The 14809-nt window shown below is 65.9% G+C and carries 10 protein-coding genes; 3 read left to right on the top strand and 7 right to left on the bottom strand.

All coding sequences use genetic code 11. The features are described 5' to 3' along the window. Nucleotides 1-30 precede the first annotated feature (30 nt). Genes AC1PPL_RS12820 through AC1PPL_RS12845 form a run of 6 tightly spaced genes read right to left on the bottom strand, consistent with a single transcriptional unit; the run spans nt 31 to nt 9961 of the window. On the bottom strand, nt 31-6111 hold the full coding sequence (locus AC1PPL_RS12820; RefSeq protein ID WP_479973447.1) for a hybrid sensor histidine kinase/response regulator: 6081 nt from the start codon (nt 6109-6111) through the stop codon (nt 31-33). Nucleotides 6112-6157: 46 nt separating this feature from the next. Then, nucleotides 6158-8422 carry a methyl-accepting chemotaxis protein gene (locus AC1PPL_RS12825; RefSeq protein ID WP_123676173.1) on the bottom strand — a complete coding sequence of 755 codons (2265 nt, stop codon included), beginning with the start codon at nt 8420-8422 and terminating at the stop codon, nt 6158-6160. Between the two features lie 21 nt (nt 8423-8443). Further along, a complete protein-coding gene (locus AC1PPL_RS12830; protein ID WP_011806673.1) occupies nt 8444-8971 on the bottom strand; it encodes a chemotaxis protein CheW in 528 nt (175 codons plus the stop codon). A gap of 16 nt (nt 8972-8987) precedes the next feature. Next, nucleotides 8988-9353 carry a response regulator gene (locus AC1PPL_RS12835; RefSeq protein ID WP_011806674.1) on the bottom strand — a complete coding sequence of 122 codons (366 nt, stop codon included), beginning with the start codon at nt 9351-9353 and terminating at the stop codon, nt 8988-8990. Nucleotides 9354-9364: 11 nt separating this feature from the next. Then, nucleotides 9365-9757: a response regulator gene (locus AC1PPL_RS12840; protein WP_015914196.1), complete on the bottom strand. Its 393-nt coding sequence runs from the start codon at nt 9755-9757 to the stop codon at nt 9365-9367. Nucleotides 9758-9808: 51 nt separating this feature from the next. Next, nucleotides 9809-9961 carry a rubredoxin gene (locus AC1PPL_RS12845; protein ID WP_011806676.1) on the bottom strand — a complete coding sequence of 51 codons (153 nt, stop codon included), beginning with the start codon at nt 9959-9961 and terminating at the stop codon, nt 9809-9811. 115 nt (nt 9962-10076) lie between these two features. Here AC1PPL_RS12845 and thiD point away from each other — a divergent pair, with 115 nt between their 5' ends. From thiD to AC1PPL_RS12860, 3 genes are all read left to right on the top strand, one after another. After that, entirely contained in the window at nt 10077-11021 is a 945-nt protein-coding gene (gene thiD, locus AC1PPL_RS12850; protein ID WP_015914197.1) for a bifunctional hydroxymethylpyrimidine kinase/phosphomethylpyrimidine kinase, read from the top strand. Next, entirely contained in the window at nt 11005-12309 is a 1305-nt protein-coding gene (hemL, locus tag AC1PPL_RS12855) for a glutamate-1-semialdehyde 2,1-aminomutase (RefSeq protein ID WP_479973448.1), read from the top strand. The genes thiD and hemL overlap by 17 nt, the downstream gene beginning before the upstream one ends. Before the next feature lie 182 nt (nt 12310-12491). Then, nucleotides 12492-14252 (top strand): alkaline phosphatase D family protein, encoded by a 1761-nt coding sequence (locus tag AC1PPL_RS12860; RefSeq protein WP_479973449.1) that lies wholly within the window; start codon nt 12492-12494, stop codon nt 14250-14252. Between the two features lie 85 nt (nt 14253-14337). On the opposite strand, the gene AC1PPL_RS12865 is transcribed toward AC1PPL_RS12860, so the two are convergent. Then, nucleotides 14338-14808, bottom strand: coding sequence for a c-type cytochrome (locus tag AC1PPL_RS12865; RefSeq protein ID WP_172208412.1), 471 nt, complete (start codon nt 14806-14808; stop codon nt 14338-14340). Nucleotide 14809: the final 1 nt, after the last annotated feature.

Consider the following 14809-nt stretch of genomic DNA (forward strand, 5'->3'; position numbering starts at 1 on the left):
GGGCCTGCGTGACGCCGGACTGCGTCGCCGTCAGACGGTTGCTGCCTCCGTGTTCAGGCTGGCGTAGTGGCGCACCAGGCTCATCAGTTCCTCGTCGGAGTAGGGCTTGCCCAGGTAGTGGTTCACGCCGAGTTCCATCGCATGGTCGCGGTGCTTCTGCGCAATGCGCGAAGTGATCATGATGATCGGCAGGTCCTGCAGCGCAGCGTCGGAGCGGATGTTGCGTGCGAGGTCAAAACCGTCCATGCGCGGCATCTCGATGTCGGACAACACGACCGCGGGGCGCTCTTCCTGCAGGCGCTCCAGCGCCTGCAGGCCGTCGGCCGCCAGGGCCACTCGGTAGCCTTCGCGCTGCAGCAGGCGCTGCGTGACGCGGCGCACGGTGATCGAGTCGTCCACCACCAGGATCAACGGCACCTGCTGCACCGGCACCAGCAGCGAAGCGGCGGGCGTGCCGCCCTCGGCGGCCACCACCGCGCCGGCTTGGTCCACCGCCGGTGCGTGCGTGGCCGCGCGCACCTGGTCGCCGTACACCGTGGCCAGCGCCACCGGGTTGTAGATCAGCACCACGGTGCCCGAAGCCAGCACGGACATGCCCGCGAGGCCTGGCAGACGCGACAGCTGCGGCCCCAAGTTCTTCACCACGACTTCCTGGTTGCCCAGCACTTCGTCCACGTGCATCGCGACGCGCTGCGACGCGCTGCGCAGGATCACCACGGGGCGGCTCTTGCCCGTGACCTCCGTGCTGCGCGAGGACGATTGGAGCAATGCACCCGCCCAGTAGAAGGGCAGATCCTCCAGGCCATCCGAGAAGGTATGGCTGGCATAGGCAGCGTCGAGCTCCGTGCCGGAACTGCGGCGCACGATCTCCACCAGGTTGGCTGGCACGCCGATGGTCAGGTTGCCCGCGCGCAGCATCACCACCTGGGTCACCGCTGTCGTGAGCGGCAGCACCATGCGGAAGGACGTTCCCTTGCCCGCCTCGGTGGAGGTCTCGATGCGGCCACCCAAGGCATTCACCTCCGAGCGCACCACGTCCATGCCGATACCACGGCCAGAAAGGCCCGTGATCTCCGACGCCGTGGAGAAGCCCGGCATGAAGATCAGGTTTGCCGCCTCGCCATCGCTCAGCTGCGCATCGGGGGCAATCAACCCTTGCGCCACGGCCTTGTCCCGGATGCGGGCGATGTTCAGGCCTGCCCCGTCGTCGCGAAACGCCACCGACACGTCGTTGCCCTCGTGCCGCAAGTCGATGGAGATCGAACCCACAGGAGCCTTGCCGGCAGCGGCACGCATCTCGGGTTCCTCGATGCCGTGCCCCACGCAGTTGCGCAGCAGGTGTTCGAACGCAGGGGTCATGCGGTCCAGCACGCCGCGGTCCATTTCGATGGAACCGCCCGAAATGTCCAGCTTGATCTGCTTGCCGGTTTCCTTGGATGCCTGGCGCACCACCGCATAGAGGCGTTCCGAGATGCCCTCGAACTCCACCATGCGCGTGCGCAGCAGGTCGCGCTGCAACTCACGTGCCTGGCGGCCCTGGGCGATCAGATCGTCTTCGGCGTCTTCCATCGCACGTTGCATGTTGCGCTGCACGGTGGCCACGTCGTTGACCGACTCCGCCATCATGCGCGTCAGTTCCTGAACGCGGGTGAAGCGGTCGAATTCCAGCGGGTCGAAGCCCGCCGCCATGTCCTTGGACAGGGCCAAGCGGGACTGCATCTGCGATTCCGCCTGTACCTCGATGTCACGCAACTGCTGGCGCAGGCGCTCCAGGTTGCCCGACAAATCGGTCAGCGAACTGCGCAGTTGCGACATACGCACGTCCAGCCGCGAACGCGCGATCATCACTTCGCCCGCCTGGTTCACCAGCCGGTCGAGCAGTTGCGAACGTACGCGCACGGAATGCCCACCTGCCGCACGCAGGGGGGCCGGCGCAGGGGCTGCACCCAACGGCGCACGCAACGCAACGGGCGGAGCGAGCGGCTGGGAAAGCCCTGGCGCGGGAGCGGATTGGACCACCTGTGCGTCCTGTCCATGCTCAGCGGCCGGTACCGCCGGCTCCGCTCCAGTTGCGCGCAGCGCGTCGAAACTCGCCTGCAAAGCGTCGAAGTTGACCAGCAAGGGCTCAATGTCTGCGGCCGCCACGGTTTCCGTGTCGATCTGCTCCACGGCCGTTTCCATGCGGTGCGCCATTTCGCCAAGCCGCATCGCGCCTGCCAGGCGCGCACTGCCCTTGAGGGTGTGCAGGGCGCGCAGCAGTTCGCTGCGTGCGCCCAGGTTCTCCGGCCGCGACGACCACTGGCGCAACGCCCCACCCAGCGTGGGCAGCAGTTCAACCGCTTCTTCCTCGAAAATGGGGAACAGATCGGGGTCGATGTTGTCCAGCGCATCGATGTCGTCATCGATATCGACGGTGGTCGGCACGGCAGGCGCGACAGTATCGCCAATCACGCGGTCGTGGCCTACGGAGAGCGTAGGCGCCACCACGGGCGATGGGGCAGTCGGCTCGTCGACGGCCGTCGCATGCGCGGTGCCCTGAGGCGTTGCCGGCGCCGGCTCCGGCGTCTCAAATGCCTGTGCCTCTGCCTCGGCGAAAGCACGGTCTTCCAGCGACACCATGCCGCTGATCACTTCGGTCTGCAGGATCTCGTTGAGCTGTTCCAGCACCGAGGCGCTGGGCTCCTTCAGGAAGCCTGCGGCGAATTGGTGCAGCAGCCTCCGGATGTCCTCGGCAGCGGCGTTGAATGCCTGCGCATGCTCGGGGAGACCCTGCTGGAGCAGTTGAACATGCTGCAGCGTATGTTCCAGGGTACGCGCAAGATTGGACAGTGCCGAGAACCCGACAGTGGCAGAGCTGCCTGCCAGCGAGTGCGCCAACGCCACCGCGCTGTCCGGCAGCGGCTGGTGCAATTCCAGCGACCATTCCTGCAACGCAGTCACGAGGCGGCGCGACCATTCATCGGCCTCGTTGAGGTACACGTTGTATAACGGTATGCCGATGCGCAGGTGCTCGATGACCTTGACCGCTTCGTCGACCGCTTCCTCCACCGGACCGTCCGTCCCAGCCACGGTTTCGGCGGCTTGCGCAGACGGTACGTCCGCCGCTGGCTCCTCGTCCAGGATGAACTCGGGTTGGACGCCATCCGTGCCGATAAAGAATGTCTCGTCCTGCCGCACCGCGGATGCGTTATCCGCCGGCTCCGCCACCGTGTCAGCCGCTACTGTTGAAGCGGGTTCGCCGACCTCCTGTGCTGGCGCATCGGTGGCTTGCAGCGCAGCCTCGAACAGCGAGAAATCCACCTCCTCCGTCACCGTCTCGGGAGCTGCGGGCACCTCCTCCACCGGCAACACGGCCTGGTCGGCCTCATCCACATCGATGAAGGTGTCGACAAAGTCGCCGCCCACTTCCTCATGGCCCGCCGTCGCGTCCTGAGACGGCACGTCGACATCCGGCAGCACCAGATCAAACTCCAGCGCGGCAGCGTTGGCGTGGGCGTCAACCGCTTCGAGCGGTGCAGGCGGTTCAATGGCAAATGCTTGTGGTTCGGCCGCGGGCTCCGGAAGGTCTGGCACCGACAACACGGGCTCGTCAGGCAGCAGCGGTTCTGCGGGCACTTGCGGCGCCAAGGCCGCAGTGGTGTCCGCGGAATCGGGGGAGGGCACGCCCAGTGGCAGCAACGTGCCATCCGTGCGCATCGCATCCGCCGCAACCCGGAAGGCTTCGGCCTTCCACGGGTCGGCAGCTCCTGCTGCGATGTCATCGGCCCATCGACCAAAGGCGCCCAACGCCTCGGAGGAGAGTTGCAGCAGCGCTTCCTTGATGGGTTTTTGCTCGGCCAGCCAGGCATTGAGCGTCTGCTCCATGGACCACGCGGCTTCACCAAATTCGTTCAGTCCCACCATGCGCGAGCTACCCTTGAGGGTATGGAAGGCCCGCCGCAGCGTGGTCTGCTCGCTCAGGTCACCCGGTGCAGCACGCAGCGCGTCAATGGCCGACAAGCCGGTGGCGACAACTTCGCGCGCCTCTTCCAGGAAGATGTCGAGCAGTTCATCCTCGCCATCGTCCTCCGGCAGGGCTGCGGCAGCGACGTTGCTCGAAGGAACCACTGGAAGCGCGGGCTCTTCCGGAGCGGCCACCGCCGAAACGGCGCCTTCCGACGTCGCCGCGTCCACGTCAAGCAGCGAAAAATCAATGTCCGCCAGTGCAGACGGCGTGGCGCTCTCGACCACAGCCGCAGCCGCGGGTTCGGGTGCGTCGGGGAATGGGAGCTCCAACGCGGGTACGGCAGGCGCTTCCTGATCATGCGCGCCCGGATGAGGCAGTTGCGCACGCGCCCGCCCCATGAGGACACGCAACTCGCCCAGCTCTTCGTCGTAAACGAAGAGCTTGCGCGCCATGGCACGCTGGTAGCTCAGCATGTCGATGAGAAAACCCAGCGCTCCCAGGCTGTTGCCCAGTTTCTCGAAAACCTGCGGGCGCTCTTCCTCGGGCAGGTCGTTGGTCAGCATGCGCTCGACCGTGTCGCGCATACGCACCACGGCCAAGGAGGCCTGATCCAGTCCCAGCACGGACAGCACGCCGCGCATCTGCTGCAGGCTGCCAGGCACGGAGGCAAGCAGGGTCATGTCTTCCGGGCTGCGGAAGAACTGGTCCATGGACTTCTCTGCCTCTGCTAGAGTCGCCCGCAGTTCACCGACCACGCTACCCATGGTCTGGTGGTCGCTGACGCGGCGATACAGCTCTTCCATCCAGGGTTCAAGAGGTTGCGATTCCCCGCCGGCAACCACGCTGTCCAGTCGCTCGGACAGCCGCGCAGCTCGCTCCGCCATGTACTGCTGAGCGGCATCCAGTTCCTCGAAGGACGCCTGCAGATACAGCACAGAGGTGGCCACTTCCATGGCCAGCGCTGCCGAAGGAGGCTCGCCCGACCGTGTGGTGGCCTCCAAGGCACGCGTCAGGGCCAGTGCCAGGCTTTCGCTGTCCGGGTGCAGTTTGCGCAATGAATCACACACCAGGCTGAACTGGTCCGCTGCCGGTTTGAGCTTGTTGCGGTCTCCACCCGCAAGTGCGGACCAGGTTTCCGTGGCCGCGGCAATGCGCTTGCGCGCCTGCGCAAGAATGGCAGGGTCGAAAAGACCGAAGCGCGGCTGGTCATAGTCCACCGGCTGGTAGCGATTCAAATCAAACGCGCGCCGTACGGCCGTCAGTACCGGCATGCGGGAAGCTGCTTCCGCCGTCGCAGGCACCACGGCCTGGGCGCAGAAGAACAGAAGATCCTGCACCAGACGGTCGCTGATCGCCGTGTCCCCCTTGGCCAAGGTGGCGTATTGCATCAGCACGCGCGAAGCGACGCGCTTGGCATACAGGTCCGGATTGAGTGCCTGCTGCGCCAGGGCCTCGAAAAAGCCTGCGCAGATCTTCCAGAAAGCGCGGGCCTGGCGGTCGGTCTGCGCCGCGGCGAAGCCCAGGCAGGTTGTCTGCATGTCTGCAGCGGCGCCCGGGTCCGCATTCTTCACCAGCCGCAGTACCGCGCTGTCCAGTCGCGCACGCGCTTCCGATCCATACGGCAGCGGCGCAGCGGCAACCGGCACGTCAGGATCATGGAAACGCCGCTCCACGGGCCACAAGTCCGCTGGATGCACCCGCTCACCCCCCGCTAGCGTCTGCGCCTCGCGGTACTGGGGAAACAGCGCCACCGGCGATACGGACTTGCCTGCGAGCACATGCTCCAGATATTCGATCAAGGCAAAGCTGGCGCGCTCGATGACCGCCGCTGCATCATCGCTGCAGGTCTCCGGCCGCTGAACGAACCGCTGGACCGCCGTTTCCATGGCGCGCAACACCAGTGCCGGAGGCGCCATGCCCACCATCTCCAGCGCGCCGCTGGCCTGGTGGAGTTGCTGGCGTGCGATGCGCAAGGGCCCCGCGTCCAGTGAGGCGAGATCGGACTCCCGCGCTATCTCGGCATCGCGCACGAAACGGCGCATGGCCTTGACGGCACCATCCAAGGATTTGCGCAGTTCATCGAGCACCCATGCGAGCGGCCCAAGATCCTGCTCGCCCTGGGCCCAATCGGCGCCCTGTGCGTTTGCGGCGTCAACAGATGACATGGATTCGTCCCCGGCTGATCCGGAGCAAGTTCGTTAATGGAAGACGTCAGGCAATCTTGAATCGCGCCACCGACTGGCGCAGTTCCTCGGCCACGTGAGACAGTTCACGCACCTGCTGCGCAGTCGTACGGGTACCTTCTCCGGTCTGCTCCGTCACCGCAAAAATATGCTGGATGTTGTCTGCCACGCCGTTGGCGAGGTCCGCTTCGCGGGAGGCTGACGATGAGATCTGCTCAATCAGCTCGGCCAGGCGCCGCGACACGCGGTCAATCTCCGAAAGCGCCGTTCCTGCGCTGTCCGACAGACGCGCTCCCTCCACCACGCCCTGGGTGGAACGCTCCATAGCGGCCACCGCGTCCTGGGTGTCGGTCTGAATGGCCTTCACGAGCGCCGAGATCTGGCGCGTGGCGTCTGCGGAGCGCTCCGCGAGACGCTGCACTTCTTCCGCCACCACCGAGAAGCCGCGACCGGCTTCACCGGCGGAGGCAGCCTGGATGGCCGCGTTCAGAGCCAGCACGTTGGTCTGCTCGGTAATGTCCGAGATCAGCTCGGTGATTTCGCCAATCTCCTGGGATGACTCGCCCAGGCGCTTGATGCGTTTGGACGTATCCTGGATCTGGTCGCGGATGGCGTTCATACCGCCGATGGCGTTTTGCACGGCCTGCAGACCCTGGTCGGCGGCCTGCAGCGACTGACGGGCCACCGAGGCGGATTCCTGCGCTTGCGAAGACACGTCGTTAATACGCGTTGCCATCTCGAGCACCGAACGGCCCGTTTCACGGATTTCACGCAGCTGCTCGGTCGAAGCCGCCAGCAGTTCCGTAGAGGTGCTGTCCACCTGCGCGGTGGTCTGGGCCATCCGGGCCGCAGTGTTCTGCACGTTGCCCACCAGCTGGCGGAGCTCTTCCACCGTGTAGTTCACCGAGTCGGCGATGGCGCCCGTGATGTCCTCCGTCACGGTGGCTTCCTGCGTCAGGTCCCCTTCAGCGACCGATTGCAGTTCGTTCATCAGTCGCAGAATGGCCGCCTGATTGGCGTCGTTGATGCGCTTGGCTTCCTGTTCCTGGCGCTTGGCATCACGCTGCTGCGCTTCGGCCGTGGCTTGGCGGCTGCGGCTGTCCAGCAGCTGCACGCGCGAAATACCCACGCCGCACAGCAGCACGAAGATACCGGCCACGGCGAGCGCGGCGAACTGGCCCGCACCCATGCCCGATTGTGCCGACAGCTTGCTCTGCAGGCCTTCCAGTTGACGGCGCAGCGGTTCGCTGTCTGCCAGGATGGCCGATTGCGCCTCACGTGCGGACACCAGACCCTGGAGGTTGCCCAGGATGGCGCCGGCTTGCGTACGCGTCTGCTCATACAGCTTGATGAGCGACTCCAGTTGCTCGCGGGTTTGGGCATCGCGGGTGGCAGCCAGGCGGAGGTCGGCGCTACCGTCCAGCATGCCCTGTGCGATTTCCTTGAAGGAGTTCAAGTCCTTGCCCAGCAGGAACACCGCCTCGGGGCTCACGCCCTCCGTCGTTTGGAACTCGTTAGCCGACTTGCCGATACGCTGGGTCAACATCACCAGCTGGCCTGCGGCAGAAATCTCGGAGGCCGGCGCATTTTGCTGAAGTTTCAGGGACGAGACCGTCTCCGCGATCTCCAGCAGGTCCGAGGACTGGCGGTTGATGGTACGCAGAGCGTCGCCCACCTGCGTCAGGATCTTTTGCTGACCCATCACCACGCCCGCGTTGCGCTCGGCACGCTCCACCAGCGGCGTGATGGCATCCAGTTCGGGGCGGAAAGGCTCGCCCAGTGCCTGCACATCCAGTTCGTTGTCGCCGCCGTTGAGTGCGCGCACGTTGCGCGCCAGCACGCCCGAGCTCTCCACCACGTCGGGGAAGGCCTGGGGGCTGCCCACCAAGGCCTGCGACACGGACTTTGCAAGCCGCTGCGACTGCATCAGCGACTGGCCGGTCGCCGTGAGCTGCTGCGCCGAGCGGTTGGCTTGCTGCAGAACCCAACCGGCAATCAAGGCGAGCACCACCAAGCCAACACCCAGCAGCATCAGCAGGCGGCGCTGGTGGACGGCAGTGGTTGCGCGGCCCAGCAGAGGCAGCGAGACCAAGTCTTCATCCGCAAACTCCCCTTCGGGGTACTGCGCCGCATCGCCCGGATCGCCCTGCACGCTAGCCATGCCATCGGTCTGGTACGCATCGGCAAGCAGGCCGCCCGCCGGGTCCTGCGCCAAGTCAGCGGGGTTCAGCTCAGCATCCGGGTCGGCGGGCTTGCGGTTAAACAATTTTCCAAATGGATTGACGACGGACATGGTGCTGCCTTACAGAAATAATCAAGCGCTGATGCTGAGAAAAGCGGGATGCTGGGAAAGGGCGTGCAGGTTCAATTCCTGCCAACGCGTGCCCTGTGCATCAAGATAGGTGGTGCCGAAATAGGGGGGCGCATCGGCCTCCGGCGGCTCGGAGGCGACGAAGGCCTCCATTCCCCGCAGGCCGGACAGCCGGTCCACGAGCAAGGCGGCATTCACGTCCAGCGCACCATTGAAGGCCAGCAGGCTGGATTCTGCCAAGGCCTGCTCCGTGCGCATCTGCGCGGCGCCAAGGAGGCCCGCCAGATCCACCACGCCGGTGAGCGCGCCACGCAGGTTGGCCACGCCCAGGAACCACGGTTGGGTATACGGAACGGGCTGCACCCCGCCCCAGGGGAAGATCTCCCCCGACTGTCCAAGGGGGAGAAGGAAATAGCGTCCGGCAGACTCCACGGCCAACCAGGACGACACGGACACACCCTCGCCTCTGGCAGCCTGCAGCCGGGCGGCAAGTCGTGTCTGTAGCTCTTTCAGGGCTTCGCGGTTAGCCATGGGTATGCAGCCGGCCTCAGTTCAGCGCGTCGATCTTGGCCTGCAGTTCTGCAGGATCGACTGGCTTGGTGATGTAGCCGCGCGCGCCCTGGCGCATGCCCCACACGCGATCGGTTTCCTGGTTCTTGCTCGTGCACATGATGATGGGCACATCCGCATACTGCGGATCGCGGGTAATGGCACGGGTCAGTTGGAAACCGTTTTGGCCGGGCATGACCACGTCCATCAGGATCAGGTCCGGCTTTTCCTCGGCCAGACGGCGAAATGCCTCTTCGGCATTCTCGGCGGTACGCACTTGCATGCCCTTTTTCTGCAGCAAGTCGGTCAGAAACATCAACTCGGTCTTCGAGTCGTCCACGACCAAAACTTTCTGAATCGGCATTACAAAACTCCTTATTGGGCATTTCCAAATTGCTGCACAGCCTGCAGCAACTGGTCTTTGGTAAATGGTTTGGTCAGATATTCCTGGCAACCGACCATGCGGCCGCGCGCCTTATCGAAAACCCCGTCCTTGGATGAAAGCATTACCACGGGCGTATCAGCAAAACGCGCGTTGCGTTTGATGATGGCGCAGGTCTGATAACCATCCAGCTTGGGCATGAGGATGTCGCAGAAAATCAGCTGAGGCTGGTAATCATTGACTTTGGCCAAGGCATCGAAACCATCGTCGGCCAATAAAACCTCGTGCCCTCCCTGCTTGAGGAAAATTTCGGCGCTGCGCCGTATGGTATTGCTGTCGTCCACCACCAGGACACGGAAGGTGGGACCGGTCGTCGTCGTAGCCAATTTCTCACTGCTCCTGAGGAACGAAAAAACAACGCTGGCAGGAGCCGCGCCTCAAATCTCGACCATCTCGAAGTCTTCCTTGCGGGCGCCGCATTCGGGACAGGTCCAGTTCATGGGAACGTCTGCCCAGCGGGTGTTGGGGGCAATGCCGTGCTCTGGGCAGCCCGCAGCTTCGTCATATATCCAACCGCAAATCAAACACATCCAAGTTTTTGGGTCCGTCACAGCTTAAGGGGCCTTCACATAGAATGCAACGATTGTATCTAGTCATCACCGCCGGATGCAGCTTTCGTGCCACCGGTTACGCTGGCACCCACCCATGCAATCGAATACCCCTTCAGCACCCGACAGCCCAAGCTTGACTGCGGATGACAGCGAATCCACCGCCCCCACCATCTGCGTGATGGTTTTCAATGCAAACGACCCCAGCGGCGCGGGAGGATTGGCGGCCGATATTTCGGCGGTGTCCTCGGTCGGGGGGCATGTCGCGCCGGTGGTGACCGGGACCTATGTGCGTGACAGCGCCGAGATATTCGACCATTACGCCTTCGAAGACGAGACGGTCGCTGAGCAGGCCCGTGCCGTGCTGGAAGACATGCCGCTGCACGCGATCAAGGTGGGCTTCGTGGGGAGCCCCGAGAACCTGAGCGCCATCTCCGAGATCGCCGCCGACTATGCGGACGTGCCCGTCATCGCCTTCATGCCGGACCTGTCGTGGTGGCAGGACGACCTCATCGACCAGTACCACGACGCCTTCCGCGAGCTGTTGCTGCCGCAGACATCGGTGTTGGTTGGAAACCACAGCACCCTGTGGCGCTGGCTGCTGCCGGACTGGGGCAGTGAGCGCCCACCCTCGGCACGCGACCTGGCCATGGCAGTCGCGGAGATAGGCGTGCCCTATCTATTGGTGACCGGCATTCCCGCGGCGGAGCGGCATATCGACAATGTGCTCGCCTCACCGCAAACGGTGCTGGGCAGCGGGCGCTTCGAACGCTTTGAAGTGACTTTCATCGGAGCGGGCGACACCCTGTCGGCCACCCTGGCGGCGCTCATTGCCACCGGCAGCGACCTGGGCGAGGCCACGAGCGAAGCGCTCACTTACCTGGACGGCTGCCTGCAGCACGGATTCCGCCCCGGCATGGGCCATGTGCTGCCCGACCGCATGTTCTGGGCGCAGCCCGACGACGAGGACACCGACGACGACGTATCTCCCTCCGCGGTCGTGGAGGGCTTCGATTTGCCACCCCATGACACACAACACTGACCTCAATCTCCCCCTTTTCGAACGCGCCAAGGCGCTCATCCCCGGCGGCGTGAATTCGCCGGTGCGCGCGTTCCGCGCCGTGGGCGGCACGCCCCGCTTCATCACGCGTGCCCAGGGCGCCTACATGTGGGACGCCAACGGCCAGCGCTTCATCGACTACATCGGCTCCTGGGGACCCATGATCCTGGGCCATGGCCACCCGGCCGTGCTGGAGGCCGTGCAGAAAGCAGCCCTGGAGGGCTTCAGCTTCGGCGCGCCGACCGAGCGTGAAGTGGAGCTGGCCGAAGAGATCATCCGCCACGTGCCTTCCATGGAGATGGTCCGCCTGGTCAGCTCGGGCACCGAGGCCGGCATGAGCGCCATCCGCCTCGCGCGCGGCGCCACCCGGCGCAACAAGATCATCAAGTTCAACGGCTGCTACCACGGCCATGCCGACTCGCTGCTGGTCAAGGCCGGCTCGGGCCTGGCCACCTTCGGCCACGCCACCAGCGCCGGCGTGCCGCAAGAGGTGGTGCAGCACACCCTGGTGCTGGAATACAACGACGTGGCCCAACTGGAGGAGGCCTTCACGCTGCACGGCCACGACGTCGCCTGCGTGATCATGGAGCCCATTGCCGGCAACATGAACTTCGTGCGCGCCAGCGTGCCCTTCATGCGCCGCGCGCGCGAGCTGTGCACGCAGCACGGCGCGTTGCTGGTCATCGACGAGGTCATGACCGGCTTTCGCGTGGCGCTGGGCGGGGCGCAAAGCCTGTACGCCCAGGTCATCCCGGGCTTCAAGCCGGACATCACCGTGCTCGGCAAGGTCATCGGTGGCGGCATGCCGCTGGCGGCCTTCGGCGGCTCGCGCGCCGTGATGGAGCAGCTTGCGCCGCTGGGTCCGGTCTACCAGGCGGGCACGCTGTCGGGCAACCCGGTGGCCACGGCCTGCGGACTGGCCACGCTGCGCGAGATCGCCGAGCCCGGTTTCTACGACGCCCTGGGCGCCCGCACCCGCGCCCTGATCGACGGCCTCGCGGGCGCTGCCAGCGCTGCGGGTGTGCCGTTCTGCGGCGACACCCAGGGCGGCATGTTCGGCTTCTTCCTGCTGCCGCAACTGCCACAGAACTACCCCGAGGTGCTCAACACCGACGGCATGCGCTTCAACACGCTGTTCCACGGCCTGCTGGACGGCGGCGTCTACATTGCCCCGGCGCTCTACGAAGCCGGCTTTGTGAGTGCCGCCCACACCGAGCAGGACATCGCCGACACCGTGGCCGTGGCGCGCGACGTGTTCCAAAAGCTATAGTTTTCATAGCTTCCAGCGCTTGATTGGAGGGCGCTGGAGGCATAAAACGTACTTACTCTCCCGCGACCATCCTTGCGGGTGGCCGGCGGATGGGCGCACTGACGCGTGCGCGACGGTGGTTCATGAAACCGTCATCCCTTGCTGCGAGCCTTGGCGGGTTCATCACCTTTCACCCGCCCGCCATGCAGCGACACGACGATTCCAAGCCCCTCACCAACCTCCTGCAGGCTGCGCACGCCAGCACCCCGCTAGCCGCAGACGGCGGGCGCCGTCGTTTCGTGCGGCAGATCACGCTGGGCGCCGCCGCGCTGGGCACCCTGCCCCTGGCGGCCTGCGGCGGCGGCGACGATGACGCACCCGCCGTACAGTTCGCGCACGGCGTGGCCAGCGGCGACCCGCTGGCCGACCGCGTCATGCTCTGGACGCGCGTCACGCCGCCCGCCGACTTCAGCGCCGAGATCCCCGTGCAGTGGGAGGTGGCCAGCGACGCCGCCTTCGCCAGCATCGTGGCGCGCGGCGAGGTGCGCACCAGCGCCGCGCGCGACTACACGGTCAAGGTGGACGCCACGGGCCTGAAGCCCGCCACCGTCTACCACTACCGCTTCAAGGCCTTCGAGGCCACCTCGCCCACGGGACACACCCGCACCCTGCCCACGGGCAGCGTGGCCCAGGTGAAGCTGGCCGTGTTTTCGTGCGCCAACTACCCGGCCGGCTACTTCAACGTGTACGCCGATGCCGCCCGGCGCGGCGACCTGGACGCCACCGTGCACCTGGGCGACTACCTCTACGAATACGGCCAGGGCGGCTACGCCTCGGGCAACGCGGCGGCGCTGAGCCGCCTGTCCCAGCCGGCCAACGAGATCCTGAGCCTGGCCGACTACCGCACGCGCCATGCCCAGTACCGGACCGATGCCGACCTGCAGGCGCTGCACGCCGCCGCGCCCATGATCGCCGTGTGGGACGACCACGAGATCGCCAACGACACCTGGATGAACGGCGCGGAAAACCACCAAGCCGCCGAAGGCAGCTTCGCCGCGCGCAAGGCCGTGGCGCTACAGGCGTACCACGAGTGGATGCCCACACGCAACGCGCAGCCGGACGTCATTTACCGCAGCTTCGCCTTCGGCAACCTGCTGGCGCTGCACATGCTGGACACGCGCGTGGTGGGACGCGATGCGCAGGTCGACTACGCCGCCTTCTTCAAGCCCGGCGGCTTCGACGCAGCGGGCTTCACCGCGGCCGTGGGCAATCCCGCGCGCCAGTTGCTGGGCACCGCGCAGACGCAATGGCTGCAGCAGCAGATGGCCGCCTCCAGCGCCACCTGGCAGATGCTGGGCCAGCAGGTGCTGATGGGCCGCATGAATATCCCCGCGCCCATCCTCATGGAAACGCTGCAGCCAGGCAGCGGCGTGACGGTGTCGCGCTACGCGGCCATCGTCGCCAAGGCGCGCACGGCGCCCGCCACGCTCACACCGGAGGAGCAAGCCATCCTGGCGCAGCCCTCCATCCCCTACAACCTGGACGCGTGGGACGGCTACCAGGCCGCCCGCGAGACGGTGCTGGGCATGGCCCGCGCCATGAACAAGAACCTGGTGGTGCTGGCGGGCGACACGCACAATGCCTGGGCCAGCGAGCTGAACGACATGAACGGCAACCCCGTGGGCGTGGAGTTCGCCACCTCGTCGGTGAGCTCGCCCGGCTTCGAGGAATACCTGCCCAATGAAAACCCGGCCACGCTGTCGGCGGCGCTGCTGCAGCTGGTGGAGCCACTCAAGTACTGCGACACCGCGCGCCGCGGCTACATGGTGGTGACCGCCACGGCCACCGAATGCCGCGCGCAGTGGGTGTACGTGAACACCATTACCAGCCGCCAGTTCACCACCAGCGCCGAGACCACGCTGGCCGTACAGGCCGGCACGCCGGGCCGCCTGCTGAAGGTGTGAGCGGGACGGCGCAAGCGGTGCCGCCGTCCAAGCGAGGGTTTACAGCGTTTTCTGACTCTAACGCCCGTCCAATAAGCGCTAACAGCTATTGATTCAATAGCACACCACCCTCGGCGGGCGGCAGCGCCAACAGCCACTGCGCCATCTGCAGGGCCTGCGCCTCGGTGATCTGGGGATGGCGCGGCATCAGCGTGCGGCCCCATACGCCCACGCTGCCCTCGCGGATCCTGCCGGCCAGGTACGCGGCCGCATCACTGCGGCCGGCGTAGCGCGCGGCGATCTGGCGAAAGCCCGGGCCTACGGCGTGCCGCTCCAGGCCATGGCAGCGCAGGCAATCCGATGCCTCGACCAGCGCGCGGCCCGCGGCCCGTTCCGGGTGCGCCTGCTGGGCGGCGTCCAGCGCCTGGGCTGCGGGCCCCGGCTGCAGGATGCGCCAGCCCACGTTGAGCACGCCCAGCACCACCAGCACCATGAACACCACCAGCGCCCAGCCCAGCCAGCGGGGCCGGGGCGGCGGTGTGTCGTCGTCGTGCAGCGGGTCTGGGTCCACCGGCATG

The organism is Diaphorobacter sp. B2A2W2 (assembly GCF_056730635.1).